Origin of the sequence: Curtobacterium sp. MCBD17_040 (assembly GCF_003234805.2) — a bacterium.
In the GTDB taxonomy this organism is placed as follows: Bacteria; Actinomycetota; Actinomycetes; order Actinomycetales; family Microbacteriaceae; genus Curtobacterium.
In genome coordinates this window covers 622,165-643,421 of record NZ_CP126273.1, presented here as the reverse complement: position 1 = coordinate 643,421, position 21,257 = coordinate 622,165, and the positions used below count along the sequence as shown (strand labels likewise).

At 73.1% G+C, this 21,257-nt stretch carries 20 protein-coding genes; 14 read left to right on the top strand and 6 right to left on the bottom strand.

Features of this window, described 5'->3' with window-relative positions; all coding sequences use genetic code 11:
- Positions 1 to 80 precede the first annotated feature (80 nt).
- The 5 genes from DEI94_RS03120 to DEI94_RS03100 all read left to right on the top strand — a co-directional run bounded on the left by DEI94_RS03120 (position 81) and on the right by DEI94_RS03100 (position 5,011).
- The gene (locus DEI94_RS03120) at positions 81 to 983 is read left to right on the top strand and encodes a DUF4097 family beta strand repeat-containing protein (RefSeq protein ID WP_111026503.1); all 903 of its coding nucleotides are present in this window, start codon (positions 81 to 83) and stop codon (positions 981 to 983) included.
- Positions 980 to 1,582, top strand: coding sequence for a PadR family transcriptional regulator (locus tag DEI94_RS03115; RefSeq protein WP_111026518.1), 603 nt, complete (start codon positions 980 to 982; stop codon positions 1,580 to 1,582). The genes DEI94_RS03120 and DEI94_RS03115 overlap by 4 nt, the downstream gene beginning before the upstream one ends.
- 63 nt (positions 1,583 to 1,645) lie before the next feature.
- Complete coding sequence (locus DEI94_RS03110) at positions 1,646 to 3,841, top strand: APC family permease (protein WP_258377992.1); 2,196 nt, start codon at positions 1,646 to 1,648, stop codon at positions 3,839 to 3,841.
- Positions 3,842 to 3,898: 57 nt separating this feature from the next.
- On the top strand, positions 3,899 to 4,702 hold the full coding sequence (locus DEI94_RS03105) for a hypothetical protein (RefSeq protein WP_111026504.1): 804 nt from the start codon (positions 3,899 to 3,901) through the stop codon (positions 4,700 to 4,702).
- 63 nt (positions 4,703 to 4,765) lie between these two features.
- Entirely contained in the window at positions 4,766 to 5,011 is a 246-nt protein-coding gene (locus DEI94_RS03100) for a DUF3072 domain-containing protein (RefSeq protein ID WP_111010194.1), read from the top strand.
- A gap of 33 nt (positions 5,012 to 5,044) precedes the next feature.
- Here the strand turns inward: DEI94_RS03100 and DEI94_RS03095 are convergent, their stop codons facing one another.
- Entirely contained in the window at positions 5,045 to 6,349 is a 1,305-nt protein-coding gene (locus DEI94_RS03095) for a pyridine nucleotide-disulfide oxidoreductase (RefSeq protein WP_284183728.1), read from the bottom strand.
- Between the two features lie 165 nt (positions 6,350 to 6,514).
- Here DEI94_RS03095 and DEI94_RS03090 point away from each other — a divergent pair, with 165 nt between their 5' ends.
- Positions 6,515 to 6,724, top strand: a complete 210-nt coding sequence (locus tag DEI94_RS03090) for a DUF3073 domain-containing protein (protein ID WP_111011543.1) — start codon at positions 6,515 to 6,517, stop codon at positions 6,722 to 6,724.
- Positions 6,725 to 7,078: 354 nt separating this feature from the next.
- Here DEI94_RS03090 and purM read toward each other — a convergent pair whose 3' ends face one another.
- Complete coding sequence (purM, locus tag DEI94_RS03085) at positions 7,079 to 8,179, bottom strand: phosphoribosylformylglycinamidine cyclo-ligase (protein WP_111027222.1); 1,101 nt, start codon at positions 8,177 to 8,179, stop codon at positions 7,079 to 7,081.
- Positions 8,180 to 8,249: 70 nt separating this feature from the next.
- Here purM and purF point away from each other — a divergent pair, with 70 nt between their 5' ends.
- Positions 8,250 to 9,707 carry an amidophosphoribosyltransferase gene (gene purF / locus DEI94_RS03080; RefSeq protein WP_111011545.1) on the top strand — a complete coding sequence of 486 codons (1,458 nt, stop codon included), beginning with the start codon at positions 8,250 to 8,252 and terminating at the stop codon, positions 9,705 to 9,707.
- A 144-nt stretch (positions 9,708 to 9,851) separates the two neighbouring features.
- Here the strand turns inward: purF and DEI94_RS03075 are convergent, their stop codons facing one another.
- Positions 9,852 to 10,298 carry a hypothetical protein gene (locus DEI94_RS03075; protein WP_111027221.1) on the bottom strand — a complete coding sequence of 149 codons (447 nt, stop codon included), beginning with the start codon at positions 10,296 to 10,298 and terminating at the stop codon, positions 9,852 to 9,854.
- Between the two features lie 87 nt (positions 10,299 to 10,385).
- Between DEI94_RS03075 and DEI94_RS03070 the strand changes: the two genes are divergently transcribed.
- Positions 10,386 to 12,989 carry a LuxR C-terminal-related transcriptional regulator gene (locus DEI94_RS03070; protein WP_111027220.1) on the top strand — a complete coding sequence of 868 codons (2,604 nt, stop codon included), beginning with the start codon at positions 10,386 to 10,388 and terminating at the stop codon, positions 12,987 to 12,989.
- Positions 12,990 to 13,226: 237 nt separating this feature from the next.
- Here the strand turns inward: DEI94_RS03070 and DEI94_RS03065 are convergent, their stop codons facing one another.
- The gene (locus tag DEI94_RS03065; protein ID WP_111011548.1) at positions 13,227 to 13,592 is read right to left on the bottom strand and encodes a sterol carrier family protein; all 366 of its coding nucleotides are present in this window, start codon (positions 13,590 to 13,592) and stop codon (positions 13,227 to 13,229) included.
- Positions 13,593 to 13,647: 55 nt separating this feature from the next.
- Between DEI94_RS03065 and purD the strand changes: the two genes are divergently transcribed.
- From purD to DEI94_RS03035, 6 genes are all read left to right on the top strand, one after another.
- Positions 13,648 to 14,916 (top strand): phosphoribosylamine--glycine ligase, encoded by a 1,269-nt coding sequence (purD, locus tag DEI94_RS03060; protein ID WP_111027229.1) that lies wholly within the window; start codon positions 13,648 to 13,650, stop codon positions 14,914 to 14,916.
- Entirely contained in the window at positions 14,913 to 15,821 is a 909-nt protein-coding gene (locus DEI94_RS03055; protein WP_502869668.1) for a phosphoribosylaminoimidazolesuccinocarboxamide synthase, read from the top strand. The genes purD and DEI94_RS03055 overlap by 4 nt, the downstream gene beginning before the upstream one ends.
- A gap of 76 nt (positions 15,822 to 15,897) precedes the next feature.
- Positions 15,898 to 16,224, top strand: coding sequence for a hypothetical protein (locus tag DEI94_RS03050; RefSeq protein WP_111027219.1), 327 nt, complete (start codon positions 15,898 to 15,900; stop codon positions 16,222 to 16,224).
- A gap of 49 nt (positions 16,225 to 16,273) precedes the next feature.
- Complete coding sequence (locus tag DEI94_RS03045) at positions 16,274 to 17,113, top strand: SDR family oxidoreductase (RefSeq protein ID WP_111027228.1); 840 nt, start codon at positions 16,274 to 16,276, stop codon at positions 17,111 to 17,113.
- Between the two features lie 19 nt (positions 17,114 to 17,132).
- Positions 17,133 to 17,699, top strand: a complete 567-nt coding sequence (locus DEI94_RS03040) for a GNAT family N-acetyltransferase (RefSeq protein WP_111027218.1) — start codon at positions 17,133 to 17,135, stop codon at positions 17,697 to 17,699.
- A gap of 222 nt (positions 17,700 to 17,921) precedes the next feature.
- Positions 17,922 to 18,749 carry a cytochrome c oxidase assembly protein gene (locus DEI94_RS03035; protein ID WP_111012428.1) on the top strand — a complete coding sequence of 276 codons (828 nt, stop codon included), beginning with the start codon at positions 17,922 to 17,924 and terminating at the stop codon, positions 18,747 to 18,749.
- Positions 18,750 to 18,954: 205 nt separating this feature from the next.
- On the opposite strand, the gene DEI94_RS03030 is transcribed toward DEI94_RS03035, so the two are convergent.
- Positions 18,955 to 20,613, bottom strand: a complete 1,659-nt coding sequence (locus tag DEI94_RS03030; protein ID WP_111027217.1) for a DHA2 family efflux MFS transporter permease subunit — start codon at positions 20,611 to 20,613, stop codon at positions 18,955 to 18,957.
- Positions 20,610 to 21,239 (bottom strand): PadR family transcriptional regulator, encoded by a 630-nt coding sequence (locus DEI94_RS03025; protein WP_111027216.1) that lies wholly within the window; start codon positions 21,237 to 21,239, stop codon positions 20,610 to 20,612. Before DEI94_RS03025 ends, DEI94_RS03030 begins: the two co-directional genes overlap by 4 nt.
- Positions 21,240 to 21,257 lie beyond the last annotated feature (18 nt).

Here is a 21,257-nt window from a genome sequence, read left to right as displayed (position 1 = left end):
GATGACCCTTGATCGCCCCGTCCCACGGGCGTACGGTTGCCGGCACGACAACGCGATACATCGCGAGATCGGAGTGCACCATGGCGCAGGAGAAGTGGCTCGTCGACGAGCCGAAGGTCATCGACACCGGGGTGGTCCGGCAGCTCAAGGTCGGCCTCGTCGGGGGTCAGGTCGACGTCGTCGCGCACGACGAACCCACGGCGCGGGTCGAGGTCCACGCCGTCTCTGGGCGGCCGCTGCGGGTCGAGATGGACGCGGGTGTGCTCACCGTGGACCACGCCCAGGTCCGCTGGGACGACCCCCTCGGCTTCCTCCGGGCCTTCCGCGGTCAGGAGTCCGCGGACGTCAGCATCCTCGTCCCGCGGCAGGTGGCACTGACGCTCGGGGTCGTCTCGGCCGGCGCACTCGTCTCGGGGCTGACGCACGACGCGGCGCTCCACGCGGTGTCCGGCGACCTCGTCGTCGACCGGGTGAGCGGCGACCTCCAGGTCAACAGCGTCTCGGGCACCGTGACCGTCCGCGAGCACGCGGGCGCCCTCGCCGTGCGGACGGTCTCCGGCGACGTCGCCGCCACCGGCGCGGTCACCCGGCTCACGGCGGACGGCATCTCGGCCGACGTCCTGCTCGACCTGCAGGGGGTCCCGGACGGCGTCCGGGTCAGCACGGTCTCGGGCGCGGTGAGCCTCCGGCTCGCGGACGGCGTGGGGTACGCGTGCTCCGTGACCACGGCGACCGGACGCCTCCAGTTCGACGACGACGAGGTGCGGGGTGTGCACGGCCCGTACACCCGCCGGTCCGGCACGCTCGAGGGGCGCTGGGCCGACGTGCGCGTGGCCACGGTGTCCGGCCGGTTCGCGCTGTTCCACGCGGACCCGGAGCCGAGCGCCGCGAGCCCGACGGCGGGCGCGACGGCGGGCGCGACGGCCACGGACGACACCGACGGCACGTGGACGACGGACGGCACCGCGGGGCTCGGCGCATGAGCCCGGTGTTCGCCCACGGGCAGCTCCGCCTGTACCTGCTCGTGCTGCTCGCGGAGCGCCCGATGCACGGCTACGAACTCATCCAGGCGCTCGGCACCCGGTTCGGCGGCGTGTACGTCCCGAGCGCCGGCACCGTGTACCCCCGTCTCGGCAAGCTGCAGGAGGACGGCCTCGTGACCAGCGAGGCCGACGGCCGCAAGACCGTCTACGCGATCACCGAGGCCGGTCGCGACGAGTTGGCCGCGCGCCAGGACGAGGTCGCCGACCTCGAGTCCGGCGTCACCGACTCGGTGCGCTCCCTCGCGGACGGCGTGCGCGCCTCGGTCGGCGAGGCGATGCGGTCGCTCCGCGCCGACCTCGCCGCGTCCGCTCGACCGGCCGCCCCGCACCGGTCGGGTCCCCACCCGGCGGGGGCGCCGACCTCGACGCCGAACGAGGGCGCCCGGTCCCTCCGCGAGGTCGAACTGCTCCTCGCGACGTTCCGGCAGGAGGTCCGGGCCGAGGCCCGCCGACGCGCGACCCGGGGCACGCTCACGCCCGAGGTCGTCGCCGCCCTCCGGCGAGGACTCGACGGGATCCGGTCGACACTCCGGGACTGACCGGGAACAACGGGGACGGGTGCCGTGTTGACAGCCCCTCCATCCTGAGTAGGTTGTCCCCTCGTGACGAACGAGATCCGGTCGCTCAAGGCCCGGTTGATCGGGGATCCACTGCCCTCGCAGCAGCTCGAGGGTCAGCTCCTCCCGAAGCACCTCGCGCTCCCGATCTTCGCGAGTGACCCGCTGTCGAGCGTTGCGTACGCGCCGCAGGAGCTCCTGATGATCCTGCTGCTCGGCGGGATGTCGTTCCTGACCTTCGCGCCGTGGGTCGCGGCCCTGGTCGTGCTCCTGCTCGTCGTCGTCGTGGCGTCCTACCGACAGCTCATCAAGGCGTACCCGTCGGGCGGCGGGGACTACGAGGTCGCGCACCGGAACCTCGGCGAGAAGGCCGGGCTCGTCGTGGCCTCCGCCCTGCTCGTCGACTACGTGATGACCGTCGCCGTGTCGGTCGCCTCGGGCGTGGACAACATCATCTCGGCGCTGCCGATGCTCGACGAGTTCCGCGTCGAGCTCGCGCTCGTGTTCGTCGTCCTGCTCGCCGCCGTGAACCTGCGCGGGGTGCGCGAGTCGAGCAAGGCGTTCGCGATCCCGACCTACCTGTTCGTGGCGAGTGTGTTCGTCATGGTCGTCACGGGCCTGGTCCGCACGGCCCTGGGGCACGCCCCGGTCGCCGAGAGCGCCGGGTACACGATCGCGAACACCGAGAACGTCACGCGCGCCGCGTTCGTGCTGCTGCTCCTCCGCTCGTTCGCGTCGGGGTGCTCCGCCCTCACCGGCGTCGAGGCCATCGCCAACGGGGTGCAGGCCTTCCGCCGCCCGAAGATCCGCAACGCCCAGACGACGCTCGTGTTCATGGGCGGCATCGCGATCGTCCTGTTCGTCGGCCTCGTCGCGCTCTCGCTCATCGCGCACGTGCACTACGCCGAGAGCGCGTGCGACCTCCGGGGCTTCGCGCACTGCACGACGACGCCCCAGCGGTCCCTCATCGCGCAGATCGCCGCGGCGACGTTCGGTGGGGGCAGCGTCCTGTTCTTCGTGATCCAGGCGACCACCGCGGCCGTGCTGCTCCTGGCGGCGAACACCGCGTTCAACGGGTTCCCGCTGCTCGGGTCGATCCTCGCCCGCGACTCGTACGCCCCGAAGGCCCTGTCGACCCGGGGCGACCGGCTCATCTACTCGAACGGCGTGATCGTCCTGGCGCTCGTCGCCGCGGCACTCCTCATCGTCTACCGGGCGAACGTCACGGCGCTCATCCAGCTGTACATCATCGGCGTGTTCGTGTCGTTCACGTGCGGGCAGACGGGCATGGTCCGGCACTGGCTCCGGCTGCTCGCGACGGACCCGCCGAACCGCGGGCAGATCTGGCGCAGCCTGTCGATCAACGCCACGGGTGCGTCGTTCACCTTCGTGGTGCTCGTCGTCGTCACCATCACGAAGTTCACGCACGGCGCCTGGCTCGTGTTCGTCATCATGCCGGTGCTGTTCCTGCTCATGCTCGGCGTGAACCGGTACTACCGCGACGTCTCGCACGAGATCGCCGCCGACGACGAGACCCGGTTCGGCGCCACGGGCGACCACGCGATCGTCCTCGTCAACAAGCTGCAGAAGCCGGTGATCAAGGCCCTCGACTACGCGATCGCGGCCAAGCACGCGTCGTTCGAGGCGGTGCACGTCGCCATCGACGAGGCCGACGCCGCGACCCTGCAGCAGCAGTGGCGCGACTACGGCATCACGTGCCCGCTCACCATCGTGCCGAGCCCGTACCGCGACATCTCGATGCCGCTCATCAAGCACATCAAGGCGCACCGGCAGGAGCACGGCGCCGAGGTCGTGACCGTCTACACGCCCGTCTTCGTCGTCGGACACTGGTGGGAGGCCCTGCTCCACAACCACCGCGGGCGCCGGATCCGCAAGAAGTTGCTCCTCGTGCACGGCGTCACGGTCGCCCTCGTCCCGTGGCTGCTCGACTCCTCGGAGCTGCTGTACGGCCGCCGCTCGCGGCCGCTGCCCGGCCAGGAACGACGCGGCGAGCCGATCCGGCCGCAGGTGCACCGCGGCGCCGAGCAGACGAACCGCGGCACGGAGGACCTCCTCCGGACCGACCGGCTGCTCCGGTCGGACCAGCGGAACAGCGTGCACGTCCGCCGTGCGACGCGACCGGCCGGCCCCGCCGAGGGCGTGGACCCGGCGGGCGACTGCGGCGAGCTGCCCGCGCTCGTCCCCGCCGCGCTCGGCCGCACCCCCGCTTCGCACGACTGACCGGCCCGGACGCGGGACCCGGACCCGGACCCGGACCCGGACGTAGGATGGCCGACCATGACCGACTGGACCACGAGCGCGCCGGAGGCGCTCCGGACCTACGCGACGCTCGACAGCCACGGCGGCAAGGTCTCCAAGCGGGTCGAGGTGCTGACGGACGTGCCGTCCTCGGCCGCTGACGGGCGCCACGACGGCATGGTCGCCGTCCGCGGCCCCTGGCCCACGGGCGCGCTCGACGAACACGCCAAGGACGGCGCCGAACTCGTCCGCGGCACACCGACCGTCGGCTGGGTCGACCCCGCGACGCTCCGCGACTGGTACCGGCCCGACCTGGTGATCGTGCCCCTCCCCGAAGCGCACGGTGCCGGACTGCGCCCCGGGCTCTTCGCGGACACCCGCACGCGCGGTCGCGTCCGCATCGACGACCGGGAGGGTCACGTCGGCCCCGACGGTCGGCCCGCGTTCCGCGCGTTGGCCGGGTCGCCCGGGGACCTCCGACTCGACGCCCCCCTGCCGCGGGACGAGGTCGTCCGCGTCGTCGAGGTGCGCGACGACGCCCGGACCGAGGACGGTGCATCGGCCGTCGCGGTGCTCACCACGCCCGTGTTGCCCGTGCTCGCGCCCGGGGTCTACCCCGACCACGCTGGCGACCGCGCGGGTCTGCCGCCCGCGCCCGCACCCGGGTCGGTCCGTGTCCGTGCCTTCTGGGTCGAGCAGGGCGAGCGGGCCGAGATCGTCCGCCTCGACGCCCCCGCGAACACCATGTGGGTCGACCGCGGCCACCGGGGTCCGGTGCCCGTGGCGGTCTCCGGCGTCGGGCCCGACCTGGTCCGGTACGTCACCGAGGCCGTCGCCGCGTAGGCGTACCCCGCTCGGTCCCGGCCGTCGAGGTGCGTGTCGGGGGTGCGGCGTAGCCTCCCGGGCATGAGCAACGCAGACGACCACGCCGGCGAGACCCTCGGCGGCCCCCGCCCCGACCCCTCGACCACCGCGAGCAAGGACCCGTCGGACTGGGTCACCGGTGACGAGCCGATGACCGGCCCGCAGCGCAGCTACCTGGACACGCTCGCGCGTGAGGCCGGTGAGGAACTCCCCGCCGACCTGACCAAGGCCGAGGCGTCCGAGAACATCGACCGGCTGCAGCAGGAGACCGGGCGCGGGCAGGACTGACGCCGCTGCCGGTGCCGGTGTCGTGTCTCCGGCTCAGGACGCCCTGCGCTCGAGCCGGGCGAGCACGCGCCGCGCGATCGACCGCCCCGCACGGTCGGCCCCGAGCGTCGACGCCTGCGGCCCGTACCCCGCCAGGAACACCCTCGGGTCGCGGATCGCCTCGCCCTCGGCCACCTCGATCCCGCCCGCCGGGGTCCGCAGCCCGAGCGGACCGAGGTGCCGGACGTCCGGCCGGAACCCCGTGGCCCAGATGATCGCGTCGGCGTGGTGGAACGACCCGTCGGCGAGCCGCACGCCGTCGGGCTCGATGCGCTCGGGGACCGGGCGCGGGACGAGCACGCCACGATCCAGGCCACTCCGGATCCGCGGTGACACCGGAACGGCCGTCCCGTGCACGATGCTCGGCAGGACCGAACCCGCTCGGGCAGCTGCGTCCTGCTCGGCCACGGCGGCCACGGCGGACTCCACGCCGAGCGTCGACTCGTCCCGCCAGTCGACCGGACGGCGGGTGCACCACGTGACCGAGGCCGCCACGCCGTCGAGCTCGAGCACGAAGCCGATCGCACTCGTGCCGCCGCCGACCACGACCACGTCCTGGCCCCGGAACTCCTCGGCGCTGCGGTAGCCCGTGGTGTCGAGCTGCCGACCGGCGAACCGGTCGCGGCCCGGGTACCACGGCACGAAGGGCGTGCCCCACGTGCCGCTGGCGTTCACGAGCACGGCGGTCCTGAGTTCGCCCGAGGCGCCGTCAGCTGCTCGGAGGGTCGCCACGAGGTCACCCGCCCACCCGCGGTCCCCGCCGACCTGGTCCCCGCCGACCTGGTCCCCGCCGCCGCGGTCCCCGCCGTCGTCCGCGCCGCCGTCGTCCGCGCCGCCGCCGTCCCCGCCGCCGCCGTCCCCGCCGCCGCGGTTCCCGCCGCCGGCGTCCGCGCCGCCGTCCCGGCCGCCGTCGGCCACACGGACCACCTCCACCGGGCGGTCCACGTGGATCCCGTGGTGCGCTTCGTAGCGGCCGTAGTACTCCGCGACGACGTCCCGGGCAGGACGCTCCGGGTCGGCGTCGGCGAAGTGCAGGCCCATGGCCCCCATGCCCGGCAGGTCGTGCACCCGGTGCGCCGCGCCGAGCCGCAGGGCTTCCCACCGGAACTGCCACGCGCCTCCCGGCCCGGGTGCCCGGTCGACGACGACCACCTCGTGCAGGCCGACGGTGCCCGCGGAGGACGCCGGATCGGCGGTCCGGAGCCCGAGCCGGCCGAGATGGTAGGCGACCGCGAGCCCGGCCTGACCCGCACCGACGACGAGCACGCGCGTGCGTCCGGTCGGCAGGGTGGCGTGCATCCCCTCGATTCTCCTGTGGACGCCCCCCGACGACCATGAGCGGATCGGGGTACATGGTAAAGTGACCGCTAGATTTCGAAACCACGCACCGTTCGGCTGCCCGGGTTCGACCCGGAGAGACGGGCCCGAGCCGGATGCCGGGCCGATCACACGAGGGGGTCACGCATGGGGCGCGGCCGTCAGAAGGCGAAGCACACCAAGGTCGCTCGGGAGCTGAAGTACTTCAGCCCCGAGACGAATTACGGTGCGCTCGAACGCGAGCTGTCCGCAGGGCATGAGTCCTCGGACGACTACGTCGACAAGTGGGCAGATCAGTACGCCGACGATGACGACGAGGTCGAGCAGGAGCAGGACCAGCACGACCGGTCCGCCTGACCTCGTCGTCCGGCCCGGGCGTCGTCCCGGATGGGGATCGGCATCGTCGGGAGCAGCGCCGCGCGGAGGACCGCGCGGCGCTTCGCTGTGTCCGCAGGCTTCGTGCGCGGTCAGCGACCGGGCGCCCCGACGACGAGTGCGCCGTCGCCTGATCGCGCCGTTGTCGCCCGCACGCACAGTCGGCGCGCGGCCGCAACGGGCGCGGGTCGAGGACACACGGGCGCCGTCGTCCGGGCGCGCAGGTGTCGTCCGGGCGCGCAGCAGCGTGCAGGCCCGATCGCGCAGCGGCGTGCAGGCCCGATCGCGCAGCGGCGTGCAGGCCCGATCGCGCAGCGGCGTGCAGGCCCGAGCGCGTCAGTCCGCGTAGCGTCCGACCAGCCGGACCCCGCCCCCGTCGACGCCCTTGGCGCCCTGCTCGAACCCGTCGAGGTCGTGCTCGGCGGTCGAGACCTCGCCGACCTGCCAGGCGGCGAGCCCGGAGGCCCCGAGCGCGGCGACGATCTGCGGGGCGGCGGAGCGCGCGACGACGGCGATCATCCCGACGCCGAGGTTCCAGGTGCCCTCGGTCGACTCGACGCTCATGTCGCCCATGTCGGCGAGCACACGGAAGACCGGGAGGGGCGCCCACGTCGTGCGATCGACCTCGGCCCAGGCACCGCGCGGCAGGACCCGGGCGAGGTTCGCAGCGATGCCCCCGCCCGTGACGTGGCTCAGCGCGTGCACGGTGCCGGCGAACACGGGGTCGCCGAGCAGGTCGAGCAGCGGCGCGGTGTAGAGCCGGGTCGGCTCGAGCAGGACCTCGCCCACGGTGCCGCCGAGGTCGTCCGAGTGGTCGGTGTACCCGACGCCCCGCGCGGCCAGGACGTGCCGGACGAGGGAGTAGCCGTTCGAGTGCAGGCCGGACGACGCGATCGCGATGACGGCGTCCCCGTCCTGCACGAGCTGCGGGCCGAGGGCCAGATCGGCCTCGACGACGCCGACGGCGGCACCGGCGACGTCGTAGTCGTCCGGACCGAGCAGCCCGGGGTGCTCCGCGGTCTCGCCGCCGACGAGCGACGTGCCCGTGGCGGAGCAGCCGCGGGCGATGCCGGCGACGATGTCCGCGATGCGACCGGGGACGACCCGGCCGCAGGCGATGTAGTCCGTCATGAACAGCGGCCGCGCGCCGACCACGACGATGTCGTCGACGACCATGCCGACGAGGTCCTGGCCGATCGTGTCGTGCTTGTCGATCGCCTGCGCGATGGCCACCTTGGTGCCCACGCCGTCGGTCGAGGTCGCGAGCAGCGGACGGCTGAAGTCCCGCAGGAACGAGACGTCGAAGAGCCCGGCGAACCCACCGACGCCCCCGAGCACGGATGCGGAGTGCGTCGCCGCCACCGCGGTCTTCATGAGCTCGACGGCGAGGTCACCCGCCGCCGTGTCCACACCGGCCTCGGCGTAGGGATTCGCCATTCGTTCATCCTCCGAGGGCGTGGCAGACTTGTTCGGTACCCCCCACTCTACGGTCTGGAGTCCGCTGCGCATGTGCGGCATCGTCGGTCTCGTCTCCCAGGGACCAGCCAACCAATCCATCTACGACGCACTCCTCCTCCTGCAGCACCGCGGGCAGGACTCGACCGGTATCGCCACCGCCGAGGGGCACGTCTTCCACTCCCACAAGACCCGCGGACACGTGCGCGAGGCCTTCCGCACGCGCGACATGCGCGCGCTCCTCGGCACGATGGGCCTCGGCCACGTCCGGTACGCCACGAAGGGTGCCGCGAGCAACGAGGAAGAGGCCCAGCCCTTCTACGTGAACGCCCCCTACGGCATCGTGCTCGTCCACAACGGGAACCTGACGAACACGCGTGAGCTCACGCGCGAGCTGTTCGACATCGACCGCCGGCACCTCAACACGTCGTCGGACACGGAGCTGCTCGTCAACGTCCTGGCGCACGAACTGCAGGCCCAGGTCCGCGGCACCGACCTCGACCCCGACCAGGTGTTCGACGCCGTCGCACGCGTGCACGAGCGGGTCGAGGGCTCCTACGCCGCGATCGCGCTCATCGCCGGGCAGGGCGTCCTGGCCTTCCGCGACCCCTACGGCATCCGGCCGCTCATCCTCGGGCACCGGTTCGACGACGCGGGGTCGAGCGAGTGGATCGTGGCGAGCGAGTCGCTCGTGCTCGAGTCCGGCGGGTACGACATCGTGCGCGACGTCGCCCCGGGCGAGGCCGTGTTCATCTCGGTCGACGGGCAGATGGTCTCGCGCCAGTGCGCCGTCGAGCCGCGCCTGGTCCCCTGCTCGTTCGAGTACGTCTACCTGGCTCGTCCGGACTCGATCATGAACGGCATCTCGGTGTACGAGGCCCGGCTCCGCCTCGGCGAGCGCCTGGCGGACACCGTCGCCAAGTACGCGCCGGCGGGCGACATCGACGTCGTCATGCCGATACCGGACTCGTCACGGCCCGCGGCGATGCAGGTCGCGCGGAAGCTCGGCATCGAGTATCGCGAGGGCTTCTACAAGAACCGGTACGTCGGCCGCACGTTCATCATGCCGGGGCAGGCGGAGCGCAAGCGATCGGTGCGCCAGAAGCTCAACGCGATGTCGAGCGAGTTCAAGGGCAAGAACATCCTCATCGTCGACGACTCGATCGTCCGGGGCACCACGAGTCGCGAGATCGTCGAGATGGCCCGCGCGGCGGGGGCGAACAACGTGACGTTCACGTCAGCCGCGCCGCCGGTCCGCTACCCGCACGTCTACGGGATCAACATGCCGACCCGCGCGGAGCTCATCGCGCACGGCCGCCGGATCCCGGAGATCAACGCCGTGCTCGGGAGCGACCACCTCATCTACCAGGAGGTCGCGGACATGGAGCAGGCGATCATCGAGGGCTCGGACGTCACCGAACTCGAGATGAGCTGTTTCACGGGCGAGTACGTGACGGGCACCGTCACGCCGGAGTACCTCGCCTGGGTCGAGGCGAACCAGCTCAGCTGACGCCCGACGCACGCGTGCGTGACGGCCGGGAGGCCCGCCTCCCGGCCGTCACGCGTGTCCGGCCCGTCGGACCAGGCGTGGTGCTCGGACCGGAGGGAGGGCGCCCGCGGCGCCCGCGGTCGCACTCAGCGCCCGCGGTCGGGTTCAGCGCCCGCGGTCGTCCTCGACGACGCCGTCGACCGTCTCGGTCGGCGATGTGATGCCGAGGTGCTCGGCGGTCAGCCGTCGGGCCTGCTTCGAGAACCGGTGGTCGAGCACGATCGCGACGATCGCGCCGATGACGCCGCCCGCCGTCACACCGTAGAACGAGAAGTACCCGACGAGACCCCAGAACCCGACGTCGGATCCGCGGCTCGTGCCGGTCGTGGCGACGGACGCGCCGTCGGCGAGGTGCTGCGTGGCGAGCACGACGAAGAAGGTCACGACGAATCCGAGCAGGCCGCCACCGACGATGAACACGCCGAACTTCGGAGCACGCCGGATCGAGACCTCACGACGCGACGCCACTTCGGACGGGGCGGGGACGGACGCGTCGACGGTCCGCGGTTCGTCGGGGGTCCCGCGGTCTGGGGACGGCTCGGTGGTGCTCACCGGACCATTGTCCCCCACTGTGGGACATCCGCGGCCTGGCCATGGGTCCCCCGGACCGAGGACAATGGGGGACGACGAAGTCCCGACATGCGAGGAGCGACGGCCGTGGTGGAGCCGGAGGACGACACGCGCCGACGGGTTTCCCGTCCCGGTGCCCGTCTCCCGTGGCCACTCGTCCCCCGGCGCGAGGAGGACCGCGCCGTCACCGTGCTCGCCGACGACGGCTGGAGTGTCGCCATCGTCGGCGCGGCGGGACTCGGCAAGAGCGTCGTGGCCGCGCGCGTCACGGACCGCGTGGCGCAGCGCAGCACCGGGGACGTCCGGGTCATCCCGATCACGGCCTCACCGCACGAGACGGCCAAGCCGTTCGCGGCCGCCATCGCCCGGTTCGGGGACCTGCCGGCCGCGGCGCTCACCGACGAGCTCGAGGCCGAGCACACCCTCCGCGTCGCGGCGGACCTCGTCGACCGCGACGTCGTCCTGCGCATCGACGACGCCGACCACCTCGACCCGATCACCGCGCGGTACGTCGCCTGGCTCGTCCGGCACGCGCACGCACGGCTCGTGCTGACCTGCCGCGACTTCACCCGGCTCGAGGAGCCCCTGCGCCGCCTGTGGCAGGACGACCTGCTCGAACGCATCGACCTGACGCCGCTCGACCTCCGCGAGACCGAGCGGCTGCTCGAGCGGGCGCTCTCCGGCCCGCTCGAGCACGCCAGCGTGGAACGGGTGCACCGCGCGACCCGCGGCAACCCCCTGCACCTGCGCGAGGTCGTCCGCGCGGCGGTGGCGTCCGGCGCCCTCGAGCGGACCGCGTCGGGGTGGTACTGGCCCGGGCGGATCACCGCGTCGAACAGCCTGGCGGACATGTACCGATCGGAACTCGCGGGCCTCGAACCGGCCCTCCGGGACGTCGTGGACATCGTGGCGTTGGCGGACCCGATCCCGTTGTCGCGGCTGCTGGCCCTGGTGGACGACGCCGATGTCGACCGCGTCGCGTCGCTCGGTCTCGTGTCCGTCGACTCCGACATGACGGCGGACGGCACACCGGTGGTCCGGCCCGCCCACCCGCTCGTCGGCGAGGTCGTCCGGTCCCTCGTCCCGGTGGCACGTCGGGCCCGGTTGTTCGCGCGGGCGAACGCGTTCCGCGCTGACCCGGTCGGCGGGGACGCCCCACCGGCCGCGCGCCTCCGTGCCGCGTTGTGGGCGCTCGAGTGCGGCGTCGTGCCGTCGGCCGACCAGCTGCTCGACGCCGCCGGGGTGGCGGTACGGCTGCAGGAGTACGAGAGCGCGACGGCGCTCGCCTCCTCAGCGTTGTCGGCCGACGACACGACGTTGGCGGTGTCGGTGGCCGCGCTGTGCCTCCGAGCGACGGCCCGGACCTACGGGGTCGGGCGTGAGGCCGCGCGCCACGACGCGGAACGTGCCTGGCTGCTCGCCCGCTCCGACCCGACCGCCCTGCCCGGGGACCTGCTCGTCGAGGCCGTGGAGGTCCTGGCGAACCTCCGGCAGTTCCACGACGACGACGTCGACGCCGCGGTCGCCCTGGTCGAGGAGGCCGCGACGCTCGTGGACGACGCGTCCCGGGAGCGTCTCCGGGTCCTCCGCCTGACGCATCTCGGCTGGGGCGGCCGGTTCGCCGAGGTGCTCGCCGAGGTCGAGCGCAGCGGCGTGCTGCACGCGCCCGTGATCCCGTTCGGGTTCCTGGCGATCGCACCGTGCGCCGTGGTGGCACTCGCCACGACCGGCCGGATCGGCGAGGCCCTGCGGCTGTGCCGGGCGTCACTCGAGGTCGCCGCCGCGAACATCGAGGTCGCGCCGTGGAGCCTCGGCGAGCTGTACTCGGTGCTGCACCAGGTCCAGCTCTGGGCGGGCGACGTCAGCGGCCTGACGGTGCAGGTCGACCGTCGGTGGAGCCCGTTCTTCAAGTACGACTTCACGCTCGAGCTCCTCGGCGCCGGCAACCAGGCGCTCGCGGAGCGCCGCTGGGACGACGCGATCACCGCGTTCTCCGGCGCGTGCGAGCGGTTCGCGGTGCTCGACCACGGCGGGTTCGCCGGATACGCCTGGGCGAAGCTCGCGTTCGCGCAGGCCGTCGCGGGGCGGACGCGCGAGGCCGTGGTGTCGGCGGAACGCGCCCGTGCGACGCCGCTCCGTGGGATGCGCATCACGGGCGAGGAGATCCCGCTGAGCCTGACGTTCACGGACTCGGTGCTCGGGCGACCCTCCGCGATGGCGGACGCCATGACGATCGCGCAGCGGTCGGAGCGCTCGGGCGCGTGGATGCCGGCGATGCTCGCGCGCAACGTCCAGTTCGTGCTGCTGTTCGCGCAGGGGGCGGACACCCGGGGCGCCCTGGCCCGGCTCCGCGCCGCCGCCGAGCACGTCGAGGGTGCCCTCGCGCCGGCGATCGTCGGCCACGCAGCGGCGCTCGCGAGCGGGGACGAGCGGGTCATCGCCGAGGCACGTGCGACCCTGGCGGCCGCGGGCGTGATGATCCGCGTCGGCCAGAAGGGCCCCCCGTTGACCCGTCGCGAGTACGAGATCGCGGAGCTCGCCGGGCAGGGGCTGAGCAACCGACAGATCGCCGAGCAGCTCGGTCGGAGCGTCCGCACGATCGACGCGCACATCGCGCGGATCTTCGCCAAGTGGGACATCCACTCGCGGTCGGAACTCGTCGATCGACTCTGATCGTCGAGTCCGCCGCACACCACGTGCGCCGTGATCACGGCCATGGCACCCACACGAACGCTGTTCGGGCAGCGTCGTGTGGGTGTCGTCGGGGTCGGGCCCGTTCGGGTCGGGCCCGCCTCCCGGTGGCGTCACCAACGCTAACGAGGGGACCCACCGGTCGGCATCGGTAAGCAGGTACCTAAATCTGTCACCCGCCCGAGGGACACGGGGGACAACCGGACCGATCGAGCGCGGTCAGGCGCGCGGCAGGCGGACCGGGAGGAACGGGGCCAGGTCGGCGCGTGATCCCGACGCCGTCACGCGCGCGGCTCCGACCGCCTCGGCCCAGGAGATCGCCCCCGTGGCGAGGGCGATCCAGGTCGCGGCATCGGTCTCGACCACGTTCGGCGGCGTGCCGCGCGTGTGGCGCGGTCCCGGAACGGCCTGGACGGCTCCGTACGGGGGGACACGGACCTCGACGCTGTTGCCCGGCACGGTGTCGGCGAGTTCCTGGAGCGTCCACCGCACGGCGGTCGCGGTGGACGTGCGATCGGTGGCTCCGCCCTGCACGGCGGCGAGCGCGGCGGCGCCCTCGGCGGCGTCGATGGTCCTGCGGGGCACGGCGTCAGCGTACCGCCCGGGCCGGCGGTCGACCGGCGCTCGGTAGGCTGTGGCCGTGCGCATCCTCGTCCTCGGTTCCGGTGCCCGTGAGCACGCGATCATCGCCGCGCTCCTCGCGGAGGACGCCGGCCACGTCATCACCGCAGCCCCGGGCAACACCGGTATCGCCGCCGACGTCGAGACGGTCGGGCTCGACGCGACGAACCGCGGGCTCGTGACGGAGTACGCGATCGAGAACGGCATCGAACTCGTCGTGATCGGCCCGGAGGCCCCGCTCGTCGAGGGCGTCGCGGACGCGCTCCGGACGCGCGGCATCGCGGTGTTCGGACCGGGCAAGGCCGCGGCGCGGATCGAGGGCTCCAAGGCGTTCGCCAAGCGGATCATGGCCGAGGCCGGGGTCCCGACGGGCGAGGCCGCCCACGTGGGAACGGCGGACGAGGTCGAGGCCGCCCTGGACCGCCTCGGCGCGCCGTACGTCGTCAAGGCGGACGGGCTGGCGGCCGGCAAGGGCGTGCTCGTGACCGAGGACCGCCAGGCCGCCGTCGAGCACGCGACCTACTGGCTCCAGTACGGCCACGTCGTCATCGAGGAGTTCCTCGACGGCGAGGAGGTCTCGCTCTTCTTCTTCAGCGACGGCCACGACGTGCTGCCGATGACCCCCGCGCAGGACTACAAGCGGCTCGGGGACGGCGACGTCGGGCCGAACACCGGCGGCATGGGGGCGTACTCGCGCCTGCCGTGGCTCGACGAACGCTGGGGCTCCGAACGGGCCTTCGTCGACGAGGTCACCGAACTCGTGGCGCTGCCGACGGTCCGCCGGCTCGAGCACGAGGGCACCCCGTTCATCGGGCTCCTCTACTGCGGCCTCATCGTCACCGAGCAGGGCGTCCGCGTCATCGAGTTCAACGCGCGGTTCGGCGATCCGGAGACCCAGGTGGTGCTCCCCCGCCTCGTGACGCCGCTCAGCGCGCTCATGCTCGCCGCCGCGACCGGACGGCTCGGCCAGACCCCGCGTCCCGAGTTCGCGCCCGGTGCCGCCGTCACCGTCGTGCTCGCGAGCGAGGGCTACCCCGACAACCCGGTCACCGGTCGGCCGATCACCGGACTCGACGACGCCGCGGCACTCGAGGGCGTGACCGTCCTGCACGCCGCGACGGGGATACTCGAGGGACAGCTCATCGCCACGGGCGGCCGGGTGCTCAACGTCGTCGCGATCGGTGACTCGTTCGAGCAGGCGCGGGCCCGGGCCTACGCCGGCCTGTCCCGGATCCACCTCGAGGGCGCGCAGTACCGCACCGACATCGCGGCGCGGGTGGCACGGTGACCGCCGGGGAGACGGGGGGCGTGCGCCCCGCGACCGCAGCGGAGCTCGAGGGCTGGCGGCACGTCGCGACCGGCAAGGTCCGTGACCTGTACGTGCCGGCGAGCGCGGCCTCCCCGGCGACCGCGACCGAGCTCCTGCTCGTCGCGAGCGACCGCGTCAGCGCGTTCGACCACGCGCTCGAACCGCCGATCCCCGGCAAGGGCGAGCTGCTCACGCGGCTGTCGCGGTTCTGGTTCGCGCAGCTCGGGGACGTCCCGAACCACCTGCTCGGCGAGACCCACCAGGGCACGCCCGTACCGGCGGCCGTGGCGGCACGGTCGATGCGCGTCCGGCCGCTCACGATGTTCCCGATCGAGTGCGTCGTGCGCGGGTACCTCGTCGGCAGCGGCTGGGCGGAGTACCAGGAGACCGGGAGCGTGTGCGGGGTCGCCCTGCCCACGGGACTGTCGAACGGCGACCGGCTGCCCGAGCCGATCTACACCCCCGCGTACAAGGCCCCGCAGGGCGCCCACGACGAGAACATCACCTACGAGCGGACGGTCGAGCTCGTCGGGCCGGACGTCGCCGCCGCGCTCCGCGACATGTCCCTGCACGTGTACGAGTCCGCGGCCGCGATCGCCCTGCAGCGCGGGGTCGTCATCGCGGACACGAAGTTCGAGTTCGGCCACGACGCCGCCGGGCAGATCCGGATCGCGGACGAGGTCCTGACGAGCGACTCGAGCCGCTACTGGGACGCCGAGGCCCACGAGGGCGGCGACCGCACGGCGTCGTTCGACAAGCAGATCGTGCGGAACTGGCTCACCGAGCACTGGGACGGGCAGGGCACCCCGCCCGTGCTGCCCGACGAGATCGTCGAGCGGACCGCAGCGCGGTACCGGGAGCTCATCGAACGCCTCGGCGCCTGACCCGCCGCGTCGCAGCACGGCACCGGCCGGTCACGCTCCGAGCACCGGTCCGGGAGGCGCGACGTACGCTGGATCCGTGCCTCGCGTCCTGTGCTCCATCGCTCTGGCCGCAGGCCTCGTCACCGGCCTGGCGGGCTGTTCCGTCCACGACAGCACGGGTCGGGTGAGCGTCGACGTGAGCACCGACGCCGCGCAGGGACACCGCTACAACGTGCAGGTGCTCGACGCCGACGGGCAGCTCGTCGAGCACCAGTCGATGCTCCCCGGGCAGTCGTCCGACTTCGCCGGGGTGCCGCTCGGGCGCATCACGGTCCGCGCGTCGGGGCTCTGCACGCTGCGCACGACGCTGCACGTCGACGAGGTCGTCCACGTCCGGCTCGGCACCGGGGGCTGCCACCGCTGATCTCCGTTCCGGCGTGTGCCGCCCGTCGACGGTCATCAGCGAGGCCATGATGTCCGAGGCGGACGAGACAGCCGACGGGGAGGACGACGACGTGGTCGACCGAGGGACATCAGCGCGACCGGTCGCGCTCGTGACGGGGGTCGGGCGCCGCGCGGGCATCGCGGCGGCGCTCGCGGAACGGCTGGCGGCGGACGGCTGGGACCTCGCCTTCAGCTGGTGGGGTCCGTACGACGAGCGCGTGTACGGCGCACCGGACCCCGAGGGGGTCGACGCGGTGGTCGAGGCCTGCACCGCTGCCGGTGCCCGAGTGGCGCGCCTCCCGGTCGACCTGGCGGAGGCGGACCAGGCGGCGGGACTCGTGCCCGCGGCGGCGGCGGCGCTCGACGCACCGGTGGCGGCGCTCGTGCTGTCGCACGCCGAGTCGGTCGACTCGTCGATCGCGACCACGACGGTCGAGGCCTTCGACCGGCACGTCGCGGTGAACGCCCGGGCCACGTTCCTGATGATCCAGGCGTACGCCGAGGCACTGCGGGGCCCGGCCGCCGACGTCCCGCGGGAGCGGCGCCGGATCGTCGCGCTGACGAGCGACCACACCGCGTTCAACCTGGCGTACGGCATGAGCAAGGGCGCGCTCGACCGGATCGTCCTGGCCGCCGCCAAGGAGCTCGCCGACCTCGGTGTCGCGGCGAACCTCGTGAACCCCGGACCGAACGACACCGGGTGGATGACGCCCGAGGTCGTCGAGATGGTGCTCGGGCGGACCCCCGGCGGCCGACTCGGCACCCCCGCGGACACGGCCGCGCTCGTCGGGTTCCTCTGCTCGCCCGAGGGCGGCTGGGTGAACGGGCAGCTGCTGAAGTCCGACGGCGGGTTCTCGCTCGAGGTCTGAGCCGGGGCAGGATGGAGCGATGACCGAGCCCGCACCCGAGTGGACCGTCGTCCACGAGGGCGACCTCACCCTCACCGACCACGAGGCCATCGCGGCGATGCTCGCGCAGGCGTTCCCGGACTGGGACCACTGGTACGTCGGCGGGCGGAGCTGGAGCGGGATGCAGCCCGAACGGCGGGTGATCGCGACCGTGGACGACGTCGTCGTCGCGCACGTCGGGATCCGGCGGATGTTCGTGACCGTCGGCGGACGCGACCAGCTCGTCGGGGCGGTCGGGCTCGTCGGGGTGACCCCGCGCCTCCAGGGCCGGGGGCTCGGTGGCGAGCTCCTGTCGCGGACCGCGGCGGTGCTCGACGAGCTCGCGGTCCCCTTCGGCCTGCTCGGGACGGGTGAGGACCGCGTGCCGTTCTACGGCTCGGCCGGCTGGCGACTGCTCTCCGACACCGCGGGCTGGTACTCGGCCTTCACCGCCGACGGGGCGGGCCTCACCGTCGTCGACGACGAGGGGTGGCTCGTGCTGCCCGTCCGCGCGACGCTCGAGGACTGGCCGGGCGGCGAACTGCACTGGGACGCGCAGCTGGTCTGAGCCGGATGCCGGTGCGCCGCGACGGCACCCGGTGCGGAGCACAGCGGGGCTGAGCCGAATCTCACCGAGGCGGAGCGTGCCGGACGGTCGCCGTGGACCGACAATGGAACCTCCACCGCCGCGGCTCCCGCGCGAGCCGCGGCCCCGCACGCCAGGAGGCACCCCACGCCCACGCCCGCCGTCTTCTGGAGCACCTGGCACCTCGACCCGCTCGCGGCCGTGATGCTCGTCGTCGCTGCGGTGGCGTACGGGCGGTGGCTCGTCATCGCACGTCGCCGCGGACACCAGTGGTCGGCAGCGCGGGTGCTCGGCTTCGTCGCGGCCCTCGTGCTGTTCGCGGTCCTGCAGTTCGGGATCACCGGCGTGTACGACCGGGAACTCCGCTGGGCGTTCGTCCTCCGGCTCGCGCTGCTGCTCATCGCCGTGCCGACCTTCGCCGCGCTCGGCGGCCCGCTCACGCTCGTCCGTCTGGCGGGCTCCGAGCGGAGCGTCCGCGTCGTCGACGGTCTGCTGCACTCGCGGGCGGTCCGGCTGCTCGGCAACGCGATCGTGTCGCCGCTCGTCGCGCTCGCGGTGTTCGCGGTGCTCCTCACCCCGCTCGCGGCGACGATCCGCACGTCGGGCGTGTGGGAGGTCGTCATCACCGTGTTCGTCCCGATGCTCGGGTTCGCGCTCGTCGCGCCGATCTCGGAGCCGGGCGTGCTGCGCTCCACGACGTTCCTCACGGCAGAGTTCCTGCTCGCGTTCGTGGAGCTGCTGCTCGACGCCGTGCCCGGGGTCGTCATGCGGATCACCAACCACGTCATGGACCACGCGGGCGTCGGGCTCGTCGGGCCGTCGTGGGCGCCGTCCGCCCTGCAGGACCAGCACCTGGCGGCGGACCTGCTCTGGTTCATCGCCGAGGTCGGGGACATCCCGATCCTCATCGCGCTGTTCATCCGGTGGCAGCGGACCGACCGCCGCGAGGCCCGCAGCATCGACGAGCTGTCCGACGAGGAGGTCGAGGCCATGACGCGGGAACACCTCGACCGGTTCCGCCGCCAGGCCTGACCCGCCGTCCCCCCTCCGGGGCCCCCGCTTCCGCCTGTTCCCGACACTCCCGCGGTCGGACGACGGCGGCCCGTCGCCACATTCCCCGGCATGCACCCGCACGCACCCTCTTCCCCTGGTTCTCGACATCCCCGCGGTCGAACGACGACGGCCCCGTCGCCACATGCAGGTGCATGGGACGGCGGGGCCGGGAGGCCGGGCGCGGCTACCCGAGGATGGTCGGCGTCGCGTCCGTGGTCGGGCCGACGGTGGCCGGGACAGCGGTCGCACCGGCCTCCGCCCTGGCGCCAGCCCGCGCCGGAGCACCGGCACCGGCACCGGCACCGGCCGGAGTACCCGCCGCCGCGGCAGGGGCACCGGCCTGCGCCGAGGCACCCGCACCCGCCGCCGGACGACCGGCCCCGCCCCACGCCGCGGCCTTCGGCTTCGCGAAGAACAGCGCGGCGACGATCGCCACGATCAGCACGGCCGCGGGGAGCACGAGAGCCTGCCCCATCGCGGTGCTGAACGGCAGCTTGAGGAACGACGGGAGCACCCCGATCGCGGAGGAGGCGCTGCCGGAGTTCCCCGCGCCTCCCGAGTGGGGGAACTCCGCGGAGATCCGCGACTCCATGAGCGCGGCGATGCCGGCGGAACCGAGCACGGCACCGATCTGCCGTGTCGTGTTGTACACACCCGAGCCGGCGCCGGCGAGGCGCGGCGGCAGGTTCCGAGTCGCGGTGACGGACAGCGGCCCCCACATGCAGGCGTTGCCGAGGCCGAGCAGCAGCGCGGGGAGCAGGATCCAACCCCAGGCCGCGTTGCCGGCGATGAGGGAGCCGATCCAGAACAGCCCAGCCGAGGTGCAGGCGAGCCCGAACGCCCCGATCCACTTCGGGTTGACGCGGTGCATGTTGCGCCCGACGAACGGCGCGAGCCCCGCGGAGAGCACGGCCATGGGCGTGAGGAGGAGCGCGGCCTGCGTCGGCGAGAACGCCGTGACGTCCTGCGCCCAGAGCGTCACCGGCAGCGCGAAGGACGAGATCGAGACGCCGACGGCCGTGATGGCCAGGTTGGCGAGCGAGAAGTTGCGGTCCGCGAACAGGCCGAGCGGGAGGAGCGGCTCACCCTTCTGCACGCCCTGCCACACCACGAACGCGGCGAGCACGACGATGCCGGCGATGATGAGCGACCAGACGGAGATCGGGCCCGTGATGGTGCCCCAGTCGTAGGTCCCGCCCTCCTGGATGCCGAAGACGAGCAGGAACAGCCCGGCGGCGCTGAGCACGATGCCGAGGACGTCGAACGAGTGCGCGTGCGTGTCGAACGTCGGGACGAGCCGCTGCGCGAGCACGAAGGCGACGACGCCGACGGGCACGTTCACGAAGAAGATCCACTGCCAGCCGAGGCCGTCGACGAGCAGGCCGCCCGCGATCGGTCCGACGAGGGTCGCGACGCCGGCCGTGGCACCCCAGAGGCCCATGGCGGCACCACGGCGCTCGGGCGGGAACATCCGCGTGATGGTCGCCATGGTCTGCGGGGTCATCATCGCGGCACCGAGGCCCTGCACGACGCGGGCGACGATGAGCATGCCGATCGAGCCGGACAGCCCGCACCAGAGACTGGACAGGGTGAAGACGACGAGCCCGATCTGGTACATCGTCTTCGGGCCGAAGCGGTCACCGAGGCGACCGGTGATGAGGAGCGGCACGGCGTACGCGAGCAGGTAGGCGCTCGTCACCCAGATGACGGAGTCGATGTCGGCGTCGAGCTTCCGCTCGATGGTGGGGGTCGCGACGGACACGATGGTCGAGTCGACGAGGATCATGAAGAAGCCGATGACGAGGGCCCAGAGGGCCGGCCAGGGCTTGCGTTCGGTGGTCATGCGTTCGGTTCTGCTTCCTTGTGGTGGTCAGTCGCGTGGTACGCGAGGGCGTCGGGGTGGTCGTCCGCGCCCTCCCAGTCGAGGTCGCCCGTGGTGAGGCGGTCGACGACCTGCTCGACCGCCGCGAGTTCGGCGGCGAGCACGGCGCGCTGGTACGCGAGGTCGAGCCAGTAGCGCTCGGGGAGGTGCTTCGAGGTGACGCTCTCGTACGCCTCGTCGAGGAAGGCCGTCCGTTCCCGGAGCGCGGCGATCCGCGTGGCGAGGGTGTCGAGGACCTCGACGCGGGGCAGGTTGTGCGCCTCGGCGATGGCGAGCGGGAACTCGGGGTACTCCTCGGCCGGGGTCGCGAGCATCGTCAGGAGCTGCTCGCGGAGCACCGCCCGCCCCTGCTCCGTGATGGCGTAGGTGGTGCGCTCGGGCCGGTTGCCCTCGCGGTCCGTGCCCTGCTCGACCAGGTATCCGAGCTGCGTCAGTCGCCCGACCTGGTGGTAGAGCGTGCCCGGGCGCACCTTGACGTTCCGGTCCTCCTTCCGGAGCACCATCGTCTGGAACATCTCGTACGGGTGCATGGGGCGCTCGGCGAGCAGCGCGAGCGCGGCGAACGCGAGCGGTGTCATGTCCGGCATGGAGGGCCTCCCGTCCTG